Source organism: Mycolicibacterium baixiangningiae (assembly GCF_016313185.1).
GTDB lineage: Bacteria > Actinomycetota > Actinomycetes > Mycobacteriales > Mycobacteriaceae > Mycobacterium > Mycobacterium baixiangningiae.
Genome location: NZ_CP066218.1, coordinates 1305618 through 1324333 on the forward strand (window position 1 = coordinate 1305618; position 18716 = coordinate 1324333).

General features: G+C 68.8%; 14 protein-coding genes and 1 pseudogene. 6 read left to right on the top strand and 9 right to left on the bottom strand.

Annotated features, from left to right (window positions below; genetic code table 11):
- Positions 1-61: 61 nt before the first annotated feature.
- The 4 genes from I7X18_RS06160 to I7X18_RS06175 are packed head-to-tail and all read right to left on the bottom strand — an operon-like array spanning position 62 to position 5554.
- Positions 62-1927: an alpha/beta hydrolase family protein gene (locus I7X18_RS06160; protein ID WP_193044076.1), complete on the bottom strand. Its 1866-nt coding sequence runs from the start codon at positions 1925-1927 to the stop codon at positions 62-64.
- Between the two features lie 28 nt (positions 1928-1955).
- A complete protein-coding gene (locus tag I7X18_RS06165; RefSeq protein ID WP_455429780.1) occupies positions 1956-2597 on the bottom strand; it encodes a TetR/AcrR family transcriptional regulator in 642 nt (213 codons plus the stop codon).
- 57 nt (positions 2598-2654) lie between these two features.
- A complete protein-coding gene (locus I7X18_RS29935) occupies positions 2655-4718 on the bottom strand; it encodes a hypothetical protein (RefSeq protein ID WP_319017964.1) in 2064 nt (687 codons plus the stop codon).
- Positions 4715-5554 carry an ATP-binding protein gene (locus tag I7X18_RS06175; RefSeq protein WP_226862898.1) on the bottom strand — a complete coding sequence of 280 codons (840 nt, stop codon included), beginning with the start codon at positions 5552-5554 and terminating at the stop codon, positions 4715-4717. The genes I7X18_RS29935 and I7X18_RS06175 overlap by 4 nt, the downstream gene beginning before the upstream one ends.
- 242 nt (positions 5555-5796) lie before the next feature.
- Here I7X18_RS06175 and I7X18_RS06180 point away from each other — a divergent pair, with 242 nt between their 5' ends.
- Positions 5797-7326, top strand: coding sequence for an acetyl-CoA acetyltransferase (locus I7X18_RS06180; protein WP_193044075.1), 1530 nt, complete (start codon positions 5797-5799; stop codon positions 7324-7326).
- Between the two features lie 76 nt (positions 7327-7402).
- Here I7X18_RS06180 and I7X18_RS06185 read toward each other — a convergent pair whose 3' ends face one another.
- Complete coding sequence (locus I7X18_RS06185; protein ID WP_193044074.1) at positions 7403-8251, bottom strand: LLM class F420-dependent oxidoreductase; 849 nt, start codon at positions 8249-8251, stop codon at positions 7403-7405.
- A 109-nt stretch (positions 8252-8360) separates the two neighbouring features.
- On the opposite strand from I7X18_RS06185, the pseudogene sfnG reads away from it, so the two are divergent.
- The 5 genes and pseudogenes from sfnG to purH all read left to right on the top strand — a co-directional run bounded on the left by sfnG (position 8361) and on the right by purH (position 14195).
- A pseudogene (gene sfnG / locus I7X18_RS06190) lies at positions 8361-9490 on the top strand (dimethylsulfone monooxygenase SfnG).
- Positions 9491-9644: 154 nt separating this feature from the next.
- A complete protein-coding gene (locus I7X18_RS06195; protein WP_193044073.1) occupies positions 9645-10511 on the top strand; it encodes a DUF5336 domain-containing protein in 867 nt (288 codons plus the stop codon).
- Positions 10512-10568: 57 nt separating this feature from the next.
- Positions 10569-11975 (top strand): cell division protein PerM, encoded by a 1407-nt coding sequence (locus I7X18_RS06200; RefSeq protein WP_193044072.1) that lies wholly within the window; start codon positions 10569-10571, stop codon positions 11973-11975.
- A gap of 10 nt (positions 11976-11985) precedes the next feature.
- Entirely contained in the window at positions 11986-12615 is a 630-nt protein-coding gene (gene purN / locus I7X18_RS06205) for a phosphoribosylglycinamide formyltransferase (protein ID WP_193044071.1), read from the top strand.
- Positions 12612-14195 carry a bifunctional phosphoribosylaminoimidazolecarboxamide formyltransferase/IMP cyclohydrolase gene (gene purH / locus I7X18_RS06210; protein WP_193044070.1) on the top strand — a complete coding sequence of 528 codons (1584 nt, stop codon included), beginning with the start codon at positions 12612-12614 and terminating at the stop codon, positions 14193-14195. The genes purN and purH overlap by 4 nt, the downstream gene beginning before the upstream one ends.
- Positions 14196-14199: 4 nt before the next feature.
- Here the strand turns inward: purH and I7X18_RS06215 are convergent, their stop codons facing one another.
- The 4 genes from I7X18_RS06215 to I7X18_RS06230 all read right to left on the bottom strand — a co-directional run bounded on the left by I7X18_RS06215 (position 14200) and on the right by I7X18_RS06230 (position 18587).
- Complete coding sequence (locus tag I7X18_RS06215) at positions 14200-15318, bottom strand: GGDEF domain-containing protein (protein WP_193044069.1); 1119 nt, start codon at positions 15316-15318, stop codon at positions 14200-14202.
- A gap of 100 nt (positions 15319-15418) precedes the next feature.
- Positions 15419-17167, bottom strand: a complete 1749-nt coding sequence (locus I7X18_RS06220) for an LpqN/LpqT family lipoprotein (protein ID WP_193044068.1) — start codon at positions 17165-17167, stop codon at positions 15419-15421.
- Between the two features lie 71 nt (positions 17168-17238).
- A complete protein-coding gene (locus I7X18_RS06225) occupies positions 17239-17919 on the bottom strand; it encodes a FadR/GntR family transcriptional regulator (protein WP_193044067.1) in 681 nt (226 codons plus the stop codon).
- Positions 17916-18587: a FadR/GntR family transcriptional regulator gene (locus I7X18_RS06230; RefSeq protein ID WP_193044066.1), complete on the bottom strand. Its 672-nt coding sequence runs from the start codon at positions 18585-18587 to the stop codon at positions 17916-17918. Before I7X18_RS06230 ends, I7X18_RS06225 begins: the two co-directional genes overlap by 4 nt.
- Positions 18588-18716: the final 129 nt, after the last annotated feature.

Sequence of the window (18716 nt, forward strand, 5' to 3'; positions counted from 1 at the left end):
GAGCAGACGCAAAACACCCCAAAACTCGCTGTTTTGGGGTGTTTTTGCGTCTGCTCGGCAGTCAGACCCGCCCGCCGAGGTGGTGGGCGAGGAACCGCTCGACCGCGTGGTACATGTCGATCGAGTTGTCCGGGTTGACGAAGCCGTGACCCTCGTCCTCTTTGACCATGTACTCGACCTCGACACCGCGGGCCCGCAGCGCCTCGACGAGATTGTCCGATTCGGCCTGCACGACGCGGGAGTCGTTGGCGCCCTGCACGACCAGGAGCGGTGTCCGGATCCGGTCGACATGGGTGATCGGCGAGCGGGCCAGCATGTCGGCTTCCTGCTCCGGATCCGACGGGTCGCCGACGTACAGGTGCCAGTTGTTGGCCAGGAACGGGCGGGCCACATTCGGCAAGGTGCGCATGAAGTTCGCGAGGCTCGAGATACCGACGTAGTCGATGGCCGCGGCGAAGACGTCCGGGGTGAACGTCACGCCGACGAGCGCGGCGTATCCGCCGTAGGAGCCGCCGAAGATCGCGACCCGGTCGCGGTCGGCATAGCCCTGTTTGACCGCCCAGTCGACGGCGTCGATGAGATCGTCGTGCATCTTGCCGGCGAACTCGCCGATGGCGGCCTGGGTGAACGCTTTGCCGTAGCCCGTCGATCCGCGGAAGTTGACCTGTAGCACCGCATATCCGCGATTGGCGAGCATCTGCACGTCGGGCTGGAAGAGCCAGCAGTCGCGTGCCCACGGTCCGCCGTGGACCAGCAGCACCATCGGCAGGCCGACCGGTTCGATCCCGACCGGCAGCGTGAGATACGCCGGAAGCTCCAGACCGTCGCGGGCGGTGATGGCCACCGGAGCCATCGGGGCGAGCGCTTCGGGATCCAGATGCGGATACGGCCGGAACAGCAGTCGGCTCTCACCCGTCGAGTGGTCGTAGAAGTAGGCGACGAAGGGGTCACGGTCGTCGGTGAAGGTGACCACCCACCGGAGTCCGCTGCTGTCGGAGGACAGCGCGGACAGGTCGCCTTCGGACAGCGCGCTCACATTCTCCAGTACCGCAGCGAAATCCGGGTCGAGCGGATGGATCACCTGACGGTCCCCGTAGTAGCGCGCCCCGATCAACTCGCCGGTCCGGTCACTGAGGATCAGCGGTGACGGCAACACCACCTGGGCGGCCAGGTCATAGGTGGGGTGGCTGTCCACCTCGGTTTCCTCACCGGTCGTCACGTCGACGCGCACCAGCCGGGTCCGGTCACTGCCGTTGTTGGAGCCGAACCACAGGCCGGTGCCGTCGGGACTGACCACGATCGGGTAGATGCTCAGCGGGTAGTCCCTGCCGTCGTAGGTCACGATGGTCCGTAAACTGCTTGTGGCGGTGTCCCATTGGGAGATCTCGACGTCACCGTCAGGGGTCTGTGTCGAGCTGAACAGATCACCGCTCGGGCTGCACAGCCAGTTGGTGACGGTGCCGGGATTCTCGGCGAGCAAAGTGAGCTCGCCGGTGGGGATGTCGAGTTCGTAGGCGTCCTGCAGTTCGGGGTTGCGGTTGTTGAGCTGGACCATCGCCTTGTCCGGACGCCCCTTGAGAACCTCGAACGATGCTCGTGTGCCGGGAAACGGGGTGAGATCCACCGCCGCGGCATCCGGGGCCTCGGGGTCGACTCGGTAGACGTGCCAGTTCTCGTCGCCGCCGTCGTCCTGCATGTACAGCAGCCACCGTGAATCTGGTGTCCACTGATAGATGTACACGCTGCGCGCCTCATCGGCTGTCACGCAACGTGTTTCGGAACCGTCGATGTTCTCGACCCACACGTTGAGGCGGTTCTTCCACGGTGCCAGATACGCGATCCTGGTCCCGTCCGGTGAGATCGTCGCGCCGGCGCGGACCGGCGGCCTGAAGAAATCCTCTACCGGGATGAGTTCGGGCAGTGTCATGGGCGTCCTTCGGGGTCGTGGGTATTGGTTACGGCGCGACCGGCCCACCCAGGCGGCCGTTGGTGGCCTCCCGGATGGCGCGGTCGATCAAGGCGAGGGTTTCGGACTGGCTCACCGGCTTCTTCTCGACGATGACCGCGCAGCTCACCTCCTCGTCGACGACGCGGAACGCGCCGGTGACGGCGGCGGCGCAGAGGCGGACCGTGAGGTCGTGCTCGGGCCGGGCCAACCGGTCGGCGATGACGGGGATCAGGCCCTGTTCCATCCGGTCGTGGACCATCAGGTACGCCGTGCGCAGCGCCGGCTCCGACGTCGTCATCGTGGCCAGCCGCATGGCGCTGATCTCGTCCTCGACGTCCTGCGGCGTCACCGGGTATTCGGCGATGTCTGCGGCGAGGTGTTCGGCGAGGGACTGATGGTGCGGCCACCGGCGCGTCGCGGCCAGGAACCGATCGGCCGACTTCGCGAGCAGCGGCTCGACGCAACTCTCCTTCGTGCGGAAGTAGCGCCAAATCGTGCGGGTGGAGAGCCCGGCGGCGGCGGCGATGTCGTCCCCGCTGATGGCGCTGACGCCGCGCTCCCAGAACATCGCCGCGGCGAGCCGCGAGACGGCCAACCGGGCCGCGGCGTGCTTGTCGTCGATGGCCGCAACCACCTCCCTTCGTGTCACTTAGTGACACCTGCACTGTGTCACTAAGTGACAGCGCGGTCAAGGCTGCCGCGGGCCCTATTCGTCGAGAGGGCGCAGATCGAACAGGAACCGGGCGGCGCCGCGCACTTCGCCGCCGACGAACTTCAGGGGATCGAACTCCGCGGGCGCACTCATACCCAGCAGCCGGGCGTGTACCGCCATTCGGGCGGCAACCCATTCCCTGTCATCGACCGCGATGGCGGACATGACCTTGGGGAGGTGCTCCCATCGGACGTCGTCGTCATCCCTGATCGCCAGCAGGATGCCGATCGCCGTGGCCAGGGGATCGGCGGTATGCCGAGGAGTGGCGGAATCGACGGCCACCACCGCGCGAGTCCAGGAGCTCCACGTACCGGGAATGGCCGTCCCCGCGCGGCGTTGGGTGTCGAGTCGGTCGAGCAGGCCGTCCAGCACGGACAGGGCCCGATCCGCGTTGCCCGGCGCGGGACTGCGCATCAGATCCCGTGCCCATTTGACCTTCAGTAGAGCGGCCGGCTCATTGCTGCGGTCGCTGTCGAGCAACGCGCGCAAGCGTTCGCTGTGATTGGTATCTGCTGCACCCCAGGACATTTCGATCCAGAGGAGGGCGTCGTCGGCTGCCGGCTCCCAGGGGTACTCGGCCAGTATGCGCAGGCCGGCCCGGAAACGGCGTTCGGGTTCGCCACCGCCGGACGTCGCGCTGCGCGCCCTGTCGACGACGGTGCGGAGGTGGTCTGCCACCGGCCGGTCGACCGGACGGCCGAACGCTGCGGCGGCGACCTGCTCTATCACGGTGGCCAGTTCCGCTATCTCCGGTGGGCCTTCGGCGATCCACAGCCGGAGCCCGCCGAGTAGATCCGCGACGTCCCGGTTCGGCGGCGGGCTCGACAGCGTGAACCCGAGAAGTGCCAGCTGAAAATGACGTTCCAGCGGTGAACCCGGTGTGGCGGTGGCGAGCTCGGAACGCAGTCGATCTTGAGCGTAGAAGGCACGGAGGAATTCGACGATGAGCCGCAACGGTTGTCCGCGGTTCTCCCGGAACTGCAGTTGATACCGCAGCAGCGGTTCGGTCAGGTCGTACCAGGATGCCCGTTGGTCTCCCGTCCGCGCCTTGGCTGCCGTCACCCATCGCGAGGAGGTCAGGCGCCCCAACGCCGTCGCCGCGGATTGATTCGAAATGCCCACTGCCGCCGCCAGATCCGAGACGATGCGGGGTTCCCAGCTGCGCGCCAGTTCCACGACCAGTCGTTGTTCGCCCGGTGGTAGTTGCCAGAGGCGTTGCTGGTAGTACGGCGCCAGTCGGTCGAGCAGCGCTTCGACCGCGGGCACCAATGCGTCGAGCGACTGCGGATCGACGCAGTCGGACAGGATGTGCCACAACCGCGGCGAACCGCCCGCGAGCCGGTGGATCACCTGCAACCGCTCGAGGCCCTTCGGCGACTCGATGAACGCCGCGAGTTCGGTGTCACCGCGGCGACGAGCCGCGCGGCTCAGCATGACCGCACCCTCTGCGACGGTGAACTCCGGAAGCGACTCCACCATGAACGACCCGTACCACGGGTACGACCGCGACGAGACGCCGGAGAACAACATGGGGGCGGTGCCGAAAATGGTTATTGCCGTAGAAGTTTCGACCCATGCGCGAAGGCTGCCCTGCCCGGATTCGCCGAGTGCGTCGAAAACCCGATCGAGGTTCTCGACGGCCAGGAGGATCATCCGCCCCGCGGCCGCCGCCAGGATCGCTTCTTCGATGCCCACCGTGTCCTTGTGCCGGCGCAGCGCCCGCGCGGTGTCACCCAGTCGGTCGTCAACTGTCCTGGCGATCTCGACGAGCAGATCGGCGTAGGACCCGATCGCGAGCGCATCCTCCGGGATGAGCGCCGGGAGCACCTGTCGCGCGATCTCATGGTCGGCGAGGCTGCGATGCACGGCCACATGCAGAGTGTGGGTCTTACCGCCGCCGCGGGGCGCGATCAGCAGGGTGTGCGGCCGGGAGCCGTCGCGCACCGCACCGCGGATCCGGTTGACGAGCGTGTCGAGGAGCCCGTCGCGCCCGACGGTGAGGGAGTCGAGTTCCTCGGCGTTCATGGCCGAGGGGGTGAACGTCGGGTGCGCGGTCATCGCCGCATCGCCCGCCAGGCACGTTCGATGAGGGAGGACGCGAACCGATCGGCATCGCCGTCCCGCACGAGGTAGTGGTCCAGTTCGAGGCGTTCGATGACCGACACCAGTTGATCGCGGTCCTGGATCGGGCTGCCTTCGCCGCGGAGCGTCATCAGCGTCTCGTCGACACTGAGCGGGTGGGCCGCGTGGGCGTAGATGTCGAGCACTTTCGCGATCGCGGCCGCGTCGGCACCGTAGTACTGGCTCAACCGGTCTCGATAGTGCCGAAGATCCCAGGGGTCGACCGGGTCGGCGATCGCCGCCGAGACCAGATCGGGCACCTGTTCTACGGTGGGTGGCGTGCCGGTGCGTTGCCATACCTTCTGCGCCGCCGCGACCAGGTGCTGGATGTAGTAGGGGACGTTCTCCGCGGACGCCGCGATGGCAGGCGCGACGATGTGGGCCTGAGGATCGGTGAGGCCGACACCCAGCAGCAGGCACTCCGCCAGGTAGGTGGCGTGGTCCGTACGGATCGGGCCGACGGTGATCTTCTGGATGTCGTTGACCGTGCTCGGGGCGTCCGCCGAGACATGGTGCAGCCCGATGGATCCGGAAAGCACCGTGGCGACCTTTCCGCCGTGGTCCTGCCGGAAGCGGCGAAGGGTGTGCAGGAAGTTCTCACCCGAGCCGGGCTCGCGGCGTTCGAGATTGCGGGCGAGCACGGTCACCTCGTCCACGAAGAGCACCAGCTGGCGGTGCTCGGCCCGGTCGACGGCGCGGCTCAACAGATCGTCCAAGGCGGCCGCCGCGCGGCCATCCCGCTCGAATTTCAGCGGGCCAGCGGTCAGCGTCATCCTCAGCTTCGACAGCTCGTGACGACGTTCTCGGGTTGCACGATGCCTCCGACGACAAGTGACATCGGCCGCGGCGGATAGGGCATGGCTCAAATGTACGTTGCTTCTGTTGTACGTCAATCATGTTGTACGTCGATCTGGATGTACGTCACGCGTGTGGGCCCACAACAGAGTCTGGGGTGTGCACGGCGGAGGAGCCCCTCCATTAGCCTGACGAAGTAACACCTGCCAGGAGGTCTGTCATGGTCGACCCGCGCACGCCGGTCATCGTCGGCGTCGGACAGTTCACCGAACGCGTCGACGACGAGGGCTATCGCGGCATGTCGGCGGTCGACCTCGCGACCGAGGCGGTCCGCGCCGCACTGGCCGACACCGGTGCCGATGCCGGCGCCGTCGCCCGCGCGATCGAGGTCTTCGCCGGCCTGCGGCAGTTCGAGATCTGCACCCCCTTCTCCGATCCGCCGCTGGGCGCCTCGGACAACTACGTGCGATCAGTGGCGCAGCGCGTCGGGGCCGACCCCGCACGGGCGGTGCTCGAACCCATCGGTGGCAACGGGCCCCAGAAGCTGATGACGGAGTTCGCCACGGCGATCGCCGCGGGCGAGATCGAGGTGGCGCTGGTCCTCGGCTCCGAACCGGGGTCGACGACCAAGTACTTCTCGAACAGGGAGCCGAAGCCGGACTTCACCGAACACGTCGGCGGCCAGCTCGAGGACCGGGGTTACGGCTTCGAGCAGTACATGAGCGACTACACCGTCGCGCACGGCCTCACCGGCGCCCCCGTGCAGTACGGGCTGCTGGACAACGCGCGGCGTGCCCGGCTGGGTCTCGGCGTCGACGAGTATCGCCGGAAGATGGCCGAACTCTTCGCACCGTTCTCCGAGATCGCCGCCAAGAACCCGTTCTCGTCCTCGCCGGTGGAGCGGTCGGTGCAGGAGATCGAGACCGTCACCGAGGACAACCGGATGATCTGCGATCCGTATCCCCGGCTGCTCGTGGCGCGCGACACGGTCAACCAGGGCGCCGCCGCGCTGGTGATGTCGGTGGCGGCGGCCCGTCGACTCGGTGTGCCCGAGGAGAAGTGGGTGTACCTGCGCGGCCACGCCGACCAGACCGAGCAGGCTCTGCTCGACCGCGCCGACCTCGGCGTCAGCATCTCGGCCGAGCAGGCGGTGGCGGAGGCGCTGCGCGTGGCGGGCGTCGGCATCGACGACGTGGCCACCTTCGACCTGTACAGCTGCTTCCCGTTCCCCGTCTTCGCGGTGTGCGATGCGTTCGGACTGGCAGCCGACGACCCCCGCGGCCTGACGCTCACCGGCGGACTGCCGTACTTCGGCGGCCCCGGCAACAGCTACTCGTTGCACGGTATCGCCGAGACGGTGACCGAGATGCGCGACAGGCCAGGCGAATTCGGCCTCGTCGGCGCCAACGGCGGTGTGATGAGCAAGTATTCGGTCGGGGTGTACTCGACCGAACCCGCCGATTGGGCGGCCGGCCGGAGCGAAGCGCGCCAAGACGACATCGCCGCACTGCCGAAGGTGCCGGTCACCCGCCACGTCGACGGCACGGGAACCATCGAGACGTATTCGATCCGCTACGACTGGCCGGTGCGCACGGGCATCATCATCGGGCGGCTGGACTCCGACGGCAGCCGCTTCATGGCGATCACCGAAGACGCCGAGCTGATGGCGCTGATGGGTGACGGCGACCCGCTGGGGGTTCGCATCACGGTGACGGCCGACGGGGACAAGAACCGCGCCGCCCTGGCGTAGCGACCCGCCGAGACTGCTGTCAGATCGCGTTCGGCGCCGAAAGCGTGATCTCCCAGCAGTTTCGGCGAAAGAGGCGTCAGACGAGCGCGGAGAGCTTCCCGGCCAGCCGTTCGACATACGCCGCGACCTCGGCCTCACCCTTGTCGGGCAGCCCGAACAGCACCTCGGTCACCCCGAGGTCACGCCACCGCGCCAGCTTGTCGGGGTCCGGCTTGAAATCGAGCGCGACGATCTGCGGGGCGCCGTCGCGATCGGCCGCCGCCCACGTGTCCTGCAGCAGCTTGACCGGGGCGTCGATGTCGAAGTCGCGCGGTGTGGTGATCCAGCCGTCGGCGGATTTCGCGATCCACTTGAAGTTCTTCTCCGTCCCGGCCGCGCCGACCAGCACCGGGATGTGTGCCTGCACCGGTTTCGGCCACGCCCAGCTCGGCCCGAAGTTGACGAACTCACCCTCGTAGGACGCCTCTTCCTGCGTCCACAGCGCGCGCATCGCTTCGAGGTATTCGCGCAGCATCGTGCGGCGCCGGCCGGGCGGCACGTTGTGGTCCGCCAATTCGTCGGTGTTCCAACCGAATCCGACACCCAGGCTGACCCGGCCACCGGAGAGGTGGTCGAGCGTCGCGATGGACTTCGCCAGCGTGATCGGATCGTGCTCCACGGGCAGCGCCACCGCTGTCGAGAGCCGCACGCGGGAGGTCACCGCACATGCCGTGCCCAGCGACACCCACGGATCGAGCGTGCGCATGTAACGGTCGTCGGGCAGTGTCTCGTCACCCGTGGTGGGGTGGGCGGCCTGGCGCTTGACCGGGATGTGGGTGTGTTCGGGGACGTAGAACGTGTGGAAGCCGTGATCGTCGGCCAGTTTCGCGGCCGTGGCCGGGGCGATGCCGCGGTCGCTGGTGAAGAGTACGAGCCCGAAGTCCATGGTCGAATTAGAACGTGTTCTAGTAGGAAGAGCAAGCACGAGCCCGTCGGTTCGGATCGCGGCGATCCATAGTCGTGACGCGGGCCGCGGCGGTTGCTGCCATGTACCCATGAGCACCGAACGCATCGCCGACCACATCACGTTCGCCTACTGGGTGCCCAACGTGAGTGGCGGCCTGGTGACCAGCGACATCGAGCAGCGCACCGACTGGAACTACGAGTACAACAGGAAGCTCGCGCAGACCGCGGAGAACAACGGCTTCGAGTACGCGCTGAGCCAGGTCCGCTACGAGGCCAGCTACGGCGCCGAGTACCAGCACGAGTCGACCAGCTTCTCGCTCGCGCTGCTCCTGGCCACCGAGCGGCTCAAGGTCATCGCCGCCGTGCATCCCGGACTGTGGCAGCCCGGGGTGCTGGCCAAACTCGGAGCCACCGCCGATCAGCTGTCCGGCGGCCGGTTCGCCGTCAACGTCGTCTCCGGGTGGTTCAAGGACGAGTTCACCCACCTCGGCGAACCGTGGCTCGAACACGATGAGCGCTACCGCCGCAGCGCCGAGTTCCTGCAGGTCTTACGCAAGATCTGGACCGAGGACGACGTGGATTTTCGCGGCGACTTCTACCGCATCCACGACTTCACCCTGAAACCGAAACCGGTCACCACCCCGGAGCGGCCCAACCCCGAGATCTTCCAGGCGGCAACTCCACGGCGGCGCGACGCAACGGTGGCCGCTACGCCGACTGGTACTTCTCCAACGGCAAGGACTTCGACGGCATCACCGAGCAGGTCGTCGAGGTCCGTGACCATGCCCGCGAGGTCGGCCGGGAGGTCAAATTCGGGCTGAACGGTTTCATCATCGCCCGCGACACGGAGAAGGAGGCGAAGGAAGTTCTCCGCGAGATCGTTGAGAAGGCGAACAAGCCCGCGGTCGAAGGGTTCCGCGACGCCGTGCAGCAGGCGGGCAACTCGACGCGGGACAAGAAGGGGATGTGGGCGGACTCCTCGTTCGAGGACCTGGTCCAGTACAACGACGGCTTCCGCACGCAACTGATCGGAACCCCCGAGCAGATCGCGGAACGCATTGCGGCATACCGCAAACGGGGCGTCGACCTGATCCTCGGCGGCTTCCTGCACTTTCAGGAGGAGATCGAGTACTTCGGTGCCCGGGTGCTGCCGCTGGTGCGGGAGATCGAGGCGTCCGAACCGGCGACCGCGGGCTCCCCGGTGCTCGCAACGGTGTGACGCAGGGACCGCGCACAGCCGCGTGGGGATTAGGCACCCGTCGTGCGCCGGGCGCGACCATCGGTGCGCTAGCGTGGGGGATCGAATTGCTCAGGTGGTCCGTGTTTGCGCACGCGTTGCCCACGTCAGACGCCCGATCAGCACAGGAGAGGTCATGACCTACTCACCCGGTAGCCCCGGATACCCACCGGCCAATCAACCCACCACCCAGTTCTCGGCGCCGACGCAGCACTTCGGCAAACTGCCCGAGACCCCCGCGGCCGGCGACGGCCCCAGCAAGCTGCCCGCCTACCTGTTGATGGTGGTCGCGGCGCTCGGCGCGCTCGTCTACCTCTGCAACTTCGGGCCGATCTTCGAGGTCAACGCCTCGGACTTCCTCGGCCAGGGCAGCACCGTCAGCGGTTCGACGCTGGGCATCGGGCTGGCGGTCATCGCGGCACTCACCGCCGGTCTGCTCGCCGGCGTCACCCTGCTGTCCAAGGGCCGCACGTACGTCGCCATCGCGTCGGTGCTGTCAGTGCTGGCGTTGTTGCTGGTGATCGCCGAACTGATCAACAAGCCGTCGGAGGCCTCGATCGGGTGGGCGCTCTACGCCCTGATCGTGCTGTCGCTCCTGCAGGCCGGATCGGCCGTCGCCGCGCTGCTCTTCGACACCGGTGTCCTCACCGCGCCCGCCCCGAAGCCCAAGTACGACCAGCAGCAGCAGTACGGCCAGTACGGCGGACCCGGCCCCTACTACGGCCAGCCGCAGTCCGGTCAGCACCAACCGCAGCAGCACCACAGCGGTTCACCACAGCAGGCCCCGCAGCAGCAGCGCCCGGGCTACCCCTCGCAGTACGGCGGCGGGTACCCCGGCAGCGGCGGCCCGTCGACCGGTGGTTTCTCGTCCCCCGGCCAGCAGAGCGGCCCGCCGACCCCTCCCACCGGTTTCCCGACCTACGGCCAGCCGCAGCAGCAGGGCGGCGGTTCCGGGCAGGGGCAGCCGCCGTCGTCGCAGCAGTCCGGCCCGAACCCCTCGTAACCCTGACCGCGCGTGCGTGACCGACGCGCACGCCAGCCTGTGCGAGGGGCCCCGTTAGTGGAGAACCGGCCGGTCGGCGCCCGCCAGGCCCGCGAGTTGGTGCGGGTCGCATTCGGTCCGTCCGTCGTGGCGCTGGTCGTCATCGCGGCGGTGACGCTGTTACAGCTGCTCATCGCCAACAGCGATATGACCGGCGCCTTCGGCGCCATCGCGAGCATGTGGCTGGGCGTGCACCAGGTGCCGGTCTCCATCGGGGGCCGCGAACTCGGCGCGATGCCGCTGATGCCCGTCTTGATGATGGTGTGGGGGACCGCCCGCACGACGGCTGCCGCGACGTCGCCGCACGGCTCCTGGTTCGTCACCCGCTGGGTGATCGCCTCCGCGCTGGGTGGCCCGCTGCTGATCGCCGCGATCGCACTGGCGGTCATCCACGACGCCGCGTCGGTGCTGACCGAATTACAGACACCGTCGGCGCTGCGCGCGTTCGGCGGGGTGCTGGCCGTCCACCTGATCGGCGCCGCGATCGGCGTGGCCTCCCGGGTGGGACGGCGCACGGTGCACACCACCCCGCTGCCGAACTGGCTGCCCGAGGCGTTCCGCGCCGCCGCCGCCGGGGTGCTCGCGCTCGCCGGGCTCTGCGGCGTGGTCACCGCCGGATCGCTGGTGGTGCACTGGTCGACGATGCACGAGCTGTTCGCGATCACCGATTCGGTCTTCGGCCAGTTCAGCCTCACCGTGCTGTCGTTGCTGTACCTGCCGAATGTCGTCGTCGGCGCCGCCGCGGTCGCGGTGGGCTCCAGCGCGCACATCGGATTGGCGACGTTCAGTTCGTTCACGGTGCTCGGCGGCGACGTGCCCGCGCTGCCCATCCTGGCGGCGGTACCCACCCCGCCGCTGGGACCGGTGTGGGTGGCGTTGCTGATCATCGCCGCCGCGTCCGCGGTCGCGGTCGGGCAGCAGGTCGCCCGCCGTCCTGCACCCATTCACGTGGCGGCGGCGAAGCTGGTGGTCGCGTCGGCGCTCGCGGCGCTGACCATGGCGCTACTCGGAGCCGTCGGCGGCGGGCGCCTCGGCAACTTCGGCCAGGTCGGGGTGGACCAGACCACCTTCGGGCCGGGCGTCTTCCTGTGGTTCACGGTGATCGGCGGCCTGACCGTGGCGATGAGCGGCGGGGTCGTCCGTCGCCCCCGGCCGGTGCGCGTGACCGGACCCGAGCCGGAGCTCGAGCCGGAGCCGGATCCTGAGGTGGACGACGCCGACACCGGACCGATCCTCGACGCGGCGCCGGAAGTGCCCGAGCCCATGGCCGACGAACCCGAGCCCATGGCCGACGCACCGGAGCCGGCGGTGCCTGAGGTGGCCCAGGACCCCGAAGAGCACTTCATCGTGGACGACGACGCGACGGGGAACGCCCCCACCGGCCGTGCCCCCACCGACAGCGAACCCCGGCGCCCAGCCGACTAAGCTGCAGCGCGTGCAGCAACCGCTTCGTGTGCCACCGAGCGCACCTGCACGGCTGGTCGTGCTCGCCTCGGGCACCGGTTCGCTGCTCGGCTCACTCCTCGAATCCGCCGTCGGCGACTATCCGGCGCGGGTGGTGGCCGTCGGCACCGACCGGGACTGCGCCGCACTCGACATCGCCGCGGCCGCCGCGGTGCCCACCTACACCGTGCGGCTGGGTGAGCACCCCGACCGCGCCGCGTGGGACGCCGCGATCACGGCCGCGACCGCCGAACACGAGCCCGATCTCGTGGTGTCCGCGGGCTTCATGAAGATCCTCGGCCCCGCATTCCTCTCCCGCTTCCTCGGCCGGGTGGTCAACACCCACCCCGCCCTGCTGCCCGCCTTCCCCGGCGCCCATGCCGTCCCCGACTCCCTTGCCTACGGCGTGCGGGTCACCGGCTGCACCGTGCATCTGGTCGACGCCGGTATGGACACCGGCCCCATCCTGGCGCAGGAGGCCGTGGCGGTGCTCGACGGCGATGACGAGGCGACCCTGCACGAGCGAATCAAGGTGGTCGAACGACGACTGCTGGTGGATGTCCTGGCCGCGATGGCACAGCGCGGCGTGACCTGGACCGGACGAAAGGCGACCATAGGATGAGCAGCGACGAAGGCCGGCCGGGGGCGAAGAAGCCGATTCGGCGCGCACTGATCAGCGTCTACGACAAGACCGGCCTGACCGACCTGGCCCGCGGCCTGCACGAGGCCGGCGTCGCCATCGTGTCCACCGGTTCGACCGCGAGGACCATCGCCGGCGCCGGTGTCCCCGTCACCCCCGTCGAGGACGTGACCGGATTCCCCGAGGTGCTCGACGGTCGCGTCAAGACCCTGCACCCGAAGGTGCACGCCGGTCTGCTGGCCGACCTCCGTAAACCGGAACATGTCGCGGCGCTGAAAGAACTCGGCGTCGAGGCGTTCGACCTCGTGGTGGTCAATCTGTACCCGTTCACCGAGACCGTGGAATCCGGCGCCTCGATCGACGAGTGTGTGGAGCAGATCGACATCGGCGGTCCGTCGATGGTGCGGGCGGCGGCCAAGAACCACCCCAGCGTGGCGGTGGTGGTCGAACCGATCGGGTACGACGGTGTGCTGGCCGCGGTCCGGTCGGGCGGCTTCACCCTCGCTGAGCGAAAGATCTTGGCGTCGTTGGCTTTCCGGCACACCGCCGAATACGACGTGGCGGTCGCGACGTGGATGGGTTCGACCCTTGCGCCCGAGGAACCCGCACAGAAGCTGCCCGCATGGGCGGGCGGCACCTGGCGACGCGCCGCCGTGCTGCGCTACGGCGAGAACCCGCACCAGCAGGCCGCGCTCTACCGCGACGCCTCCGCGTGGCCCGGCCTCGCGCAGGCCGAGCAGTTGCACGGCAAGGAGATGTCGTACAACAACTACACCGACGCCGACGCGGCGTGGCGGGCGGCGTTCGACCACGAGGAGATCTGCGTCGCGATCATCAAGCACGCCAACCCGTGCGGGATCGCGATCTCGTCGGTATCGGTCGCCGACGCGCACCGCAAGGCCCACGAGTGTGACCCGCTGTCGGCGTTCGGCGGCGTGATCGCCACCAACACCGCCGTGAGCGTCGAGATGGCCGAGACCGTCGCCGACATCTTCACCGAGGTGATCATCGCCCCGGCCTACGAGCCCGGCGCCGTGGAGGTCCTGTCGCGCAAGAAGAACATTCGCATCCTGGTCGCGGCCGAACCGCCGACCGCCGGCACCGACTTCCGGCAGATCAGCGGCGGACTGCTGCTGCAGCAGCGCGATGCGCTCGACGCCGCCGGCGACGACCCCGCCAACTGGACTCTGGCGACCGGCGAACCGGCCGATCCGGCCACACTGGCAAACCTCGTATTCGCCTGGCGCACGTGCCGTGCGGTGAAGTCCAACGCCATCGTGGTCGTCGCCGACGGCGCCACCGTGGGGGTGGGAATGGGTCAGGTCAACCGGGTCGACGCGGCCCGGCTGGCCGTGCAGCGCGCCGGGGAGCGGGTGCGCGGCGCCGTCGCGGCCTCGGATGCGTTCTTCCCGTTCCCCGACGGGCTCGAGACGCTCGCCGACGCGGGGGTGAAGGCCATCGTGCACCCGGGCGGGTCGATGCGTGACGACGTCGTCACCGACGCCGCCGCCAAGGCCGGTATCGCGCTCTACCTCACGGGCGCCCGGCACTTCGCCCACTGATCGGCTACAGCGGTGGTTCGTCGTCCTCGAGGGCCCGCAGCGGCGGGCAGATGATGTGGTGCGCCTGGTTGCCACCCGCGCGGCGGGCGACGACGACGGCCGAGCGGGCGAGCTCGAGCAACTCGTCGAGGACCTGATCCGGCGGGCGCTCCGCGAGGGCCTGCATCGGGGTGGTGACCACCCCGATGCTCGCCGACGTCCGCGGCGGAGTGGTCCGGATCGCGCTGCGCACCCGTTCGACCAGCGCTGAGCTGTCGGTCGTCGGGAAGCTGTCGGCGATCAGGAATTCGGTGTCCGGCAGGTGGGCGATCACCGCGTTCTGACGGGTGGTCTCGCGCAGCGTCTGCGCGGCGGCGACGCGGGCCCGCTCGCCGGCCTGCCTGCCCTTGGCCTGGGTCAGCAGGGCGAAGTTGTCGAGGTCCACGACGACGAGCACGAAGAACCGGTCGTCGTCGCGGTTGCGCGAACTGATGTAGGCCGCCGCGGCGCGGTCGAACGCATCGCGGTTGTACAGGCCGGTCAGCGGATCGATCTCCGCGTTGAGCACGTCGATGCCCAGCAGATGGACCAGTGCGTGACACGTCGACGGTGTCGCGATGTTGATGACGGCCAGGAAGATCAGCGTCGAGATCCCCAGTGCGGCATCGCCGTCGAGCGCGACCCGGACGGCCAGCACCGACGCCGTGGCCATCGCCAGCAGGAAGTTGAACGCCATCATCCGCGGGGTGTGGAAGAACGCGATGTACCCGGCGAGGACGGCGAACGTCGCTGCGCCGAACATGCCGTTGAACGGATCGCTCTGGAACAGGGACGACGCGCTGATGCACAGCGCGGCGGCGATCACGAAGCCCGCCGACTGCCGCTGGGTGGGCCAGCCCTCGCGCCACCAGCCGACCGCCATGGCGAACAGGAACAGCGCGATGGCGACCGCGCCGGCGCGGCCCAGCGTTCCCGACGGACCGTGCGGGCTGCCCAACGACACCAGCAGGACCAGGGCGAAGCCGACGAGCGACCCCGCGACCACCCGGCAGATGCTGTGTTGTGCGCCCCGGGCCGCCAGGAATGCGGTGAGCCAGTAGTAGTGGTCGGGCTGGCGCCACCATTCGCGCACTCCGCTGGTCATGAACCCCCTTGTCGTGACGGCCGGCCTTCACCCGTTGATGACGTCGTCAATTGCAGCTTGGTACCGCGACCGCCGTGACGCAACCGCCTTCGCGCAGCGTTCAGGGTGCGATCGCCGTCTGCTGGTCGACGATCACGCCGACATCGGTGATCAACCGGCCCTCGGCGGCCGGCGCGTCGGCGTTGACCTGCAGGACGAACAGTCCGTCGGCGGCGCCGAAGACGGTGGTCTTCTGCCAGGTCGTCCGGCGTTTCCCGTCGCGGTCGTAGGAGCCGTCGACCTGCACCGAGTCAAACCCGGCGAGTCTGCCCGGACGCGCGGCGCCGGTCTGGGCCGCGGGCAGCGTCTTCAGCTCATTCGGTGCGTACTCGAGGATCTTCGCCGGGTCGACGTTGCCGGACAGTTTCGACATCAGCGAGATCACCGTTGGCGGGTCGACGTTGGCGGGCAGGCCGTCGAACACCATCGCCGAATACGCCCACGACGGAGCGCGGGTCCCCGCATCGGACCAGCCGGGCGGGATCGGCATCGTGACGACCGGCGCATCCGGAGTCTCCCGGTGGATAGGCCGCTCGACGATGCGGTTGTCGCGGATGTAGTCGGCGATGGTGTACGGCGACCGGGCAGCCGTCGGCCGAGGAGTGGTGGAGGGCCGGGCGCGCGACGTCGTCGTGGTCGGGTTCGGGGTGGTGGCGTCGTCGTCGGAGCCGGTCACCGTTACCGCCGTGACCACGCCCGCCACGAGCAGGATCACCCCGAGCAGGGCGCCGGCGACGACGAGACCCCTGCGGCGGCGTTTCGGCGGCTGTCCGGGCGTCGGACCGTATGGCGCACCGGGATGTGCTGCGCCACTGGGCATCCACGGGGACACCAGCACCGGCGGACCCTGCCCGCCGCCGGGATGTGGTGGGCCGCTCAGCGGTGCCGAGATCGGCGGCCCCGGATACGAGACGCCGGGCGGCGGGCCGAGCGGGGACTGCGGGGTGACCGGGGACCGCGGTGCGGCCGGCGCGCGGGTCGCCTCGGCCAGCGCGGCGGCGAAGTCGTGGCAGGTGTTGAAGCGCGCGGCCGGATCCTTCGCCAGGGCCCGCGCCATCGCCGCGTCGAACGCCCGCAGCTCCGGCCGGGTGTCGGAGAGCCGCGGAGGTGGCGTGTTGAGGTGGTGGCTGATGATCACGGCCGGATTGCTGTGCGGGAACGGCGGGCTGCCGGTGAACAACCGGTAGGCCGTGGCGGCGAGTGAATACTGATCGGCCCTGCCGTCGATCGGGTGGCCCATCAGCTGTTCGGGCGCGCTGTAGCTCATCGATCCGACGGCGATGTTCGACGACGTGAGGCCCGTGTTGTCCTCGGCGTGGCGGGCGATGCCGAAGTCGGCGAGCAGAATCCGTCTGCGGGCCCGGTCGGGGCCGGTGATCAGGATGTTGGCCGGTTTGACGTCGCGGTGCAGCAGTCGGCGCTGGTGGGCGTAGTCCAGCGCGTCGGCCACGGCGGTGACGATCTCGATGACGTCGGCGGCGGGCATCCCCGACGGATAGCTGTCGACGAGCAGTCGGGCGGCGTCGTGGCCGTCGACGAAATCCATCGAAATCCAGAGCCGGCCGTCGTACTCGCCGCGGTCGTGCACGCCGACGATGTGCGGATGCCACAGCGCGGCCGCCAGATCCGCTTCCCGGCTGAACCGGTGGCGGTACTCCTCGTCGGCGGAGAACGATGCCGGCAGCACCTTGAGCGCATCCTGTCGCGGCAGCCGCGGATGCTGCGCCAGGTACACCTCGCCCATGCCCCCGGTTCCCACCAACCGCACGATCGTGTAGCCCGCGAAGACCTGACCGGTTTCCAACGGCATGGCCGCAGACTACCGGCCTGGACCGTTCGCTCACGCGGCAACGGGTTACCCCGTCGGCCGAGCGAGGCCGGTCAGGGCGGACCGGCGAGCAGCTGTCGGCGGACCGTCTGCAGATGCCGGCGCATCGCCTCTCGGCTCCGGGCTGCGTCACGGTCGAGGATCGCCTCGGCGATCTCGCGGTGGTCACGCTGGCACACCGCGAAGTTCTGCGGGGTGTACGGGTGGGTGTCCAGTGCGCTGCCGGCGAGCCGGCGCCTGCCTGACTCGACCATGTCGTTGAGCGCGGCCACCACGGAGTTGTGCGTGGCCATCGCCAGTGCGCGGTGAAAGGCGATGTCCCACTCCGCGAATTGCTCGGGAGTGTGCGCGGCCTCACCCTGGTCCAGGCACCGCTGGATTTCGTCGAAGTCCTCGGTGGTGGCGGCGACGGCCACCAGGGTCATCACATTGGGCTCCCACGCGGCCCGCGCATCGATCAGGTCCAGCGGGCTGATCTTCACCGGTGCCGCCACCGGCGCGGGGGCGACCGTGCCGTCGTGGGTCAGGAAGGTACCGCGGCCCACCTCGCGGGTGATGCGTCCTTGATTCTCCAGCACGTCGAGTTGCCTGCGCACATCGTGGCGACTGCACTGGAGTAGTTCGGCCAGCGCGCGCTCGGTCGGCACCCGGTCGCCGGGTTTCACTGCGCCGGCGAGTATCTGATCGTCCAGGTACTGAGCGACCGAGGTGATCTGCGTACCGGTTTGCGTCATTGTCCGGACACCACCGAGCGCACGAAGTGCAGATGGTCGGTCATCGCGGTGGCCGCCCGGCGCCGGTCACGTTGGATCAGGGCCTCGACGATCTCCTGGTGTTCGCGTTCGATGGTGGCGCGGTTCTGCGGCGTGTAGCCGTCGCGTTTGAGCCGACCCCACACCGGGTTGTTGCGGGTGGAGTTCAGCACATCCACCATGGCGACAATCTGCGGGTTGTGCGTGGCCATGGCGAATGCGTGGTGCAGGGTGACGTCCCACTGCTCGAACGATTCGTAGTCGGTTGCCGCAGCACCTCTTGCGAGGCAGCGGCGCAACTCGGCGAAGTCCTCCTCGGTGGCAGCGAGCGCGGCCAGCGCCACCACTTCGGGTTCGAACAACAACGAAGCGGTCATGATCGCGGCCGGTGCGAACGACCCGCCGACGCCTGAAGACGGCTTGTCGCCGTCGGAAACGAGGAAGGTTCCGCGTCCGACCTCGCGGACCACCCGCCCTTCTCGTTCGAGCTGAGCCATCACGCGGCGCACCTGGGCGCGCGAGCAACCGAGTCGGTCGGCGATGTGCCGCTCTGCCGGCAACCGCCCGCTCTGCGGCAATTCGGCGGCGCCCCACTCGTCGATGAGGCGACGGATGTCGCGATCGACGAGTGGTGTGGACCCGTCGCTCATCAGTCTCCTTTCGCACGGCCAGTGCGTTTCACTGTAACCAATGCGGCCTTATTGGGCGCATCGGGCGGTCAAACCGCACATAAGTCGACCAATGTCACCCGATTGGTTCTCGTAACACGTGCGTAAACT

Excerpts from the sequence above, each read along its gene's own strand:
- I7X18_RS06220 (WP_193044068.1), bottom strand. The coding sequence starts at position 17,167 with ATGCCGTTGGAAACCGGTCAGGTCTTCGCGGGCTACACGATCGTGCGG.
- I7X18_RS06185 (WP_193044074.1), bottom strand. The coding sequence starts at position 8,251 with ATGGACTTCGGGCTCGTACTCTTCACCAGCGACCGCGGCATCGCCCCG.
- I7X18_RS29935 (WP_319017964.1), bottom strand. The coding sequence starts at position 4,718 with ATGACCGCGCACCCGACGTTCACCCCCTCGGCCATGAACGCCGAGGAA.
- purH (WP_193044070.1), top strand. The coding sequence starts at position 12,612 with ATGAGCAGCGACGAAGGCCGGCCGGGGGCGAAGAAGCCGATTCGGCGC.
- I7X18_RS06180 (WP_193044075.1), top strand. The coding sequence starts at position 5,797 with ATGGTCGACCCGCGCACGCCGGTCATCGTCGGCGTCGGACAGTTCACC.
- I7X18_RS06175 (WP_226862898.1), bottom strand. The coding sequence starts at position 5,554 with ATGACGCTGACCGCTGGCCCGCTGAAATTCGAGCGGGATGGCCGCGCG.
- I7X18_RS06230 (WP_193044066.1), bottom strand. The coding sequence starts at position 18,587 with ATGAGCGACGGGTCCACACCACTCGTCGATCGCGACATCCGTCGCCTC.
- I7X18_RS06225 (WP_193044067.1), bottom strand. The coding sequence starts at position 17,919 with ATGACGCAAACCGGTACGCAGATCACCTCGGTCGCTCAGTACCTGGAC.
- I7X18_RS06160 (WP_193044076.1), bottom strand. The coding sequence starts at position 1,927 with ATGACACTGCCCGAACTCATCCCGGTAGAGGATTTCTTCAGGCCGCCG.
- I7X18_RS06195 (WP_193044073.1), top strand. The coding sequence starts at position 9,645 with ATGACCTACTCACCCGGTAGCCCCGGATACCCACCGGCCAATCAACCC.
- I7X18_RS06215 (WP_193044069.1), bottom strand. The coding sequence starts at position 15,318 with ATGACCAGCGGAGTGCGCGAATGGTGGCGCCAGCCCGACCACTACTAC.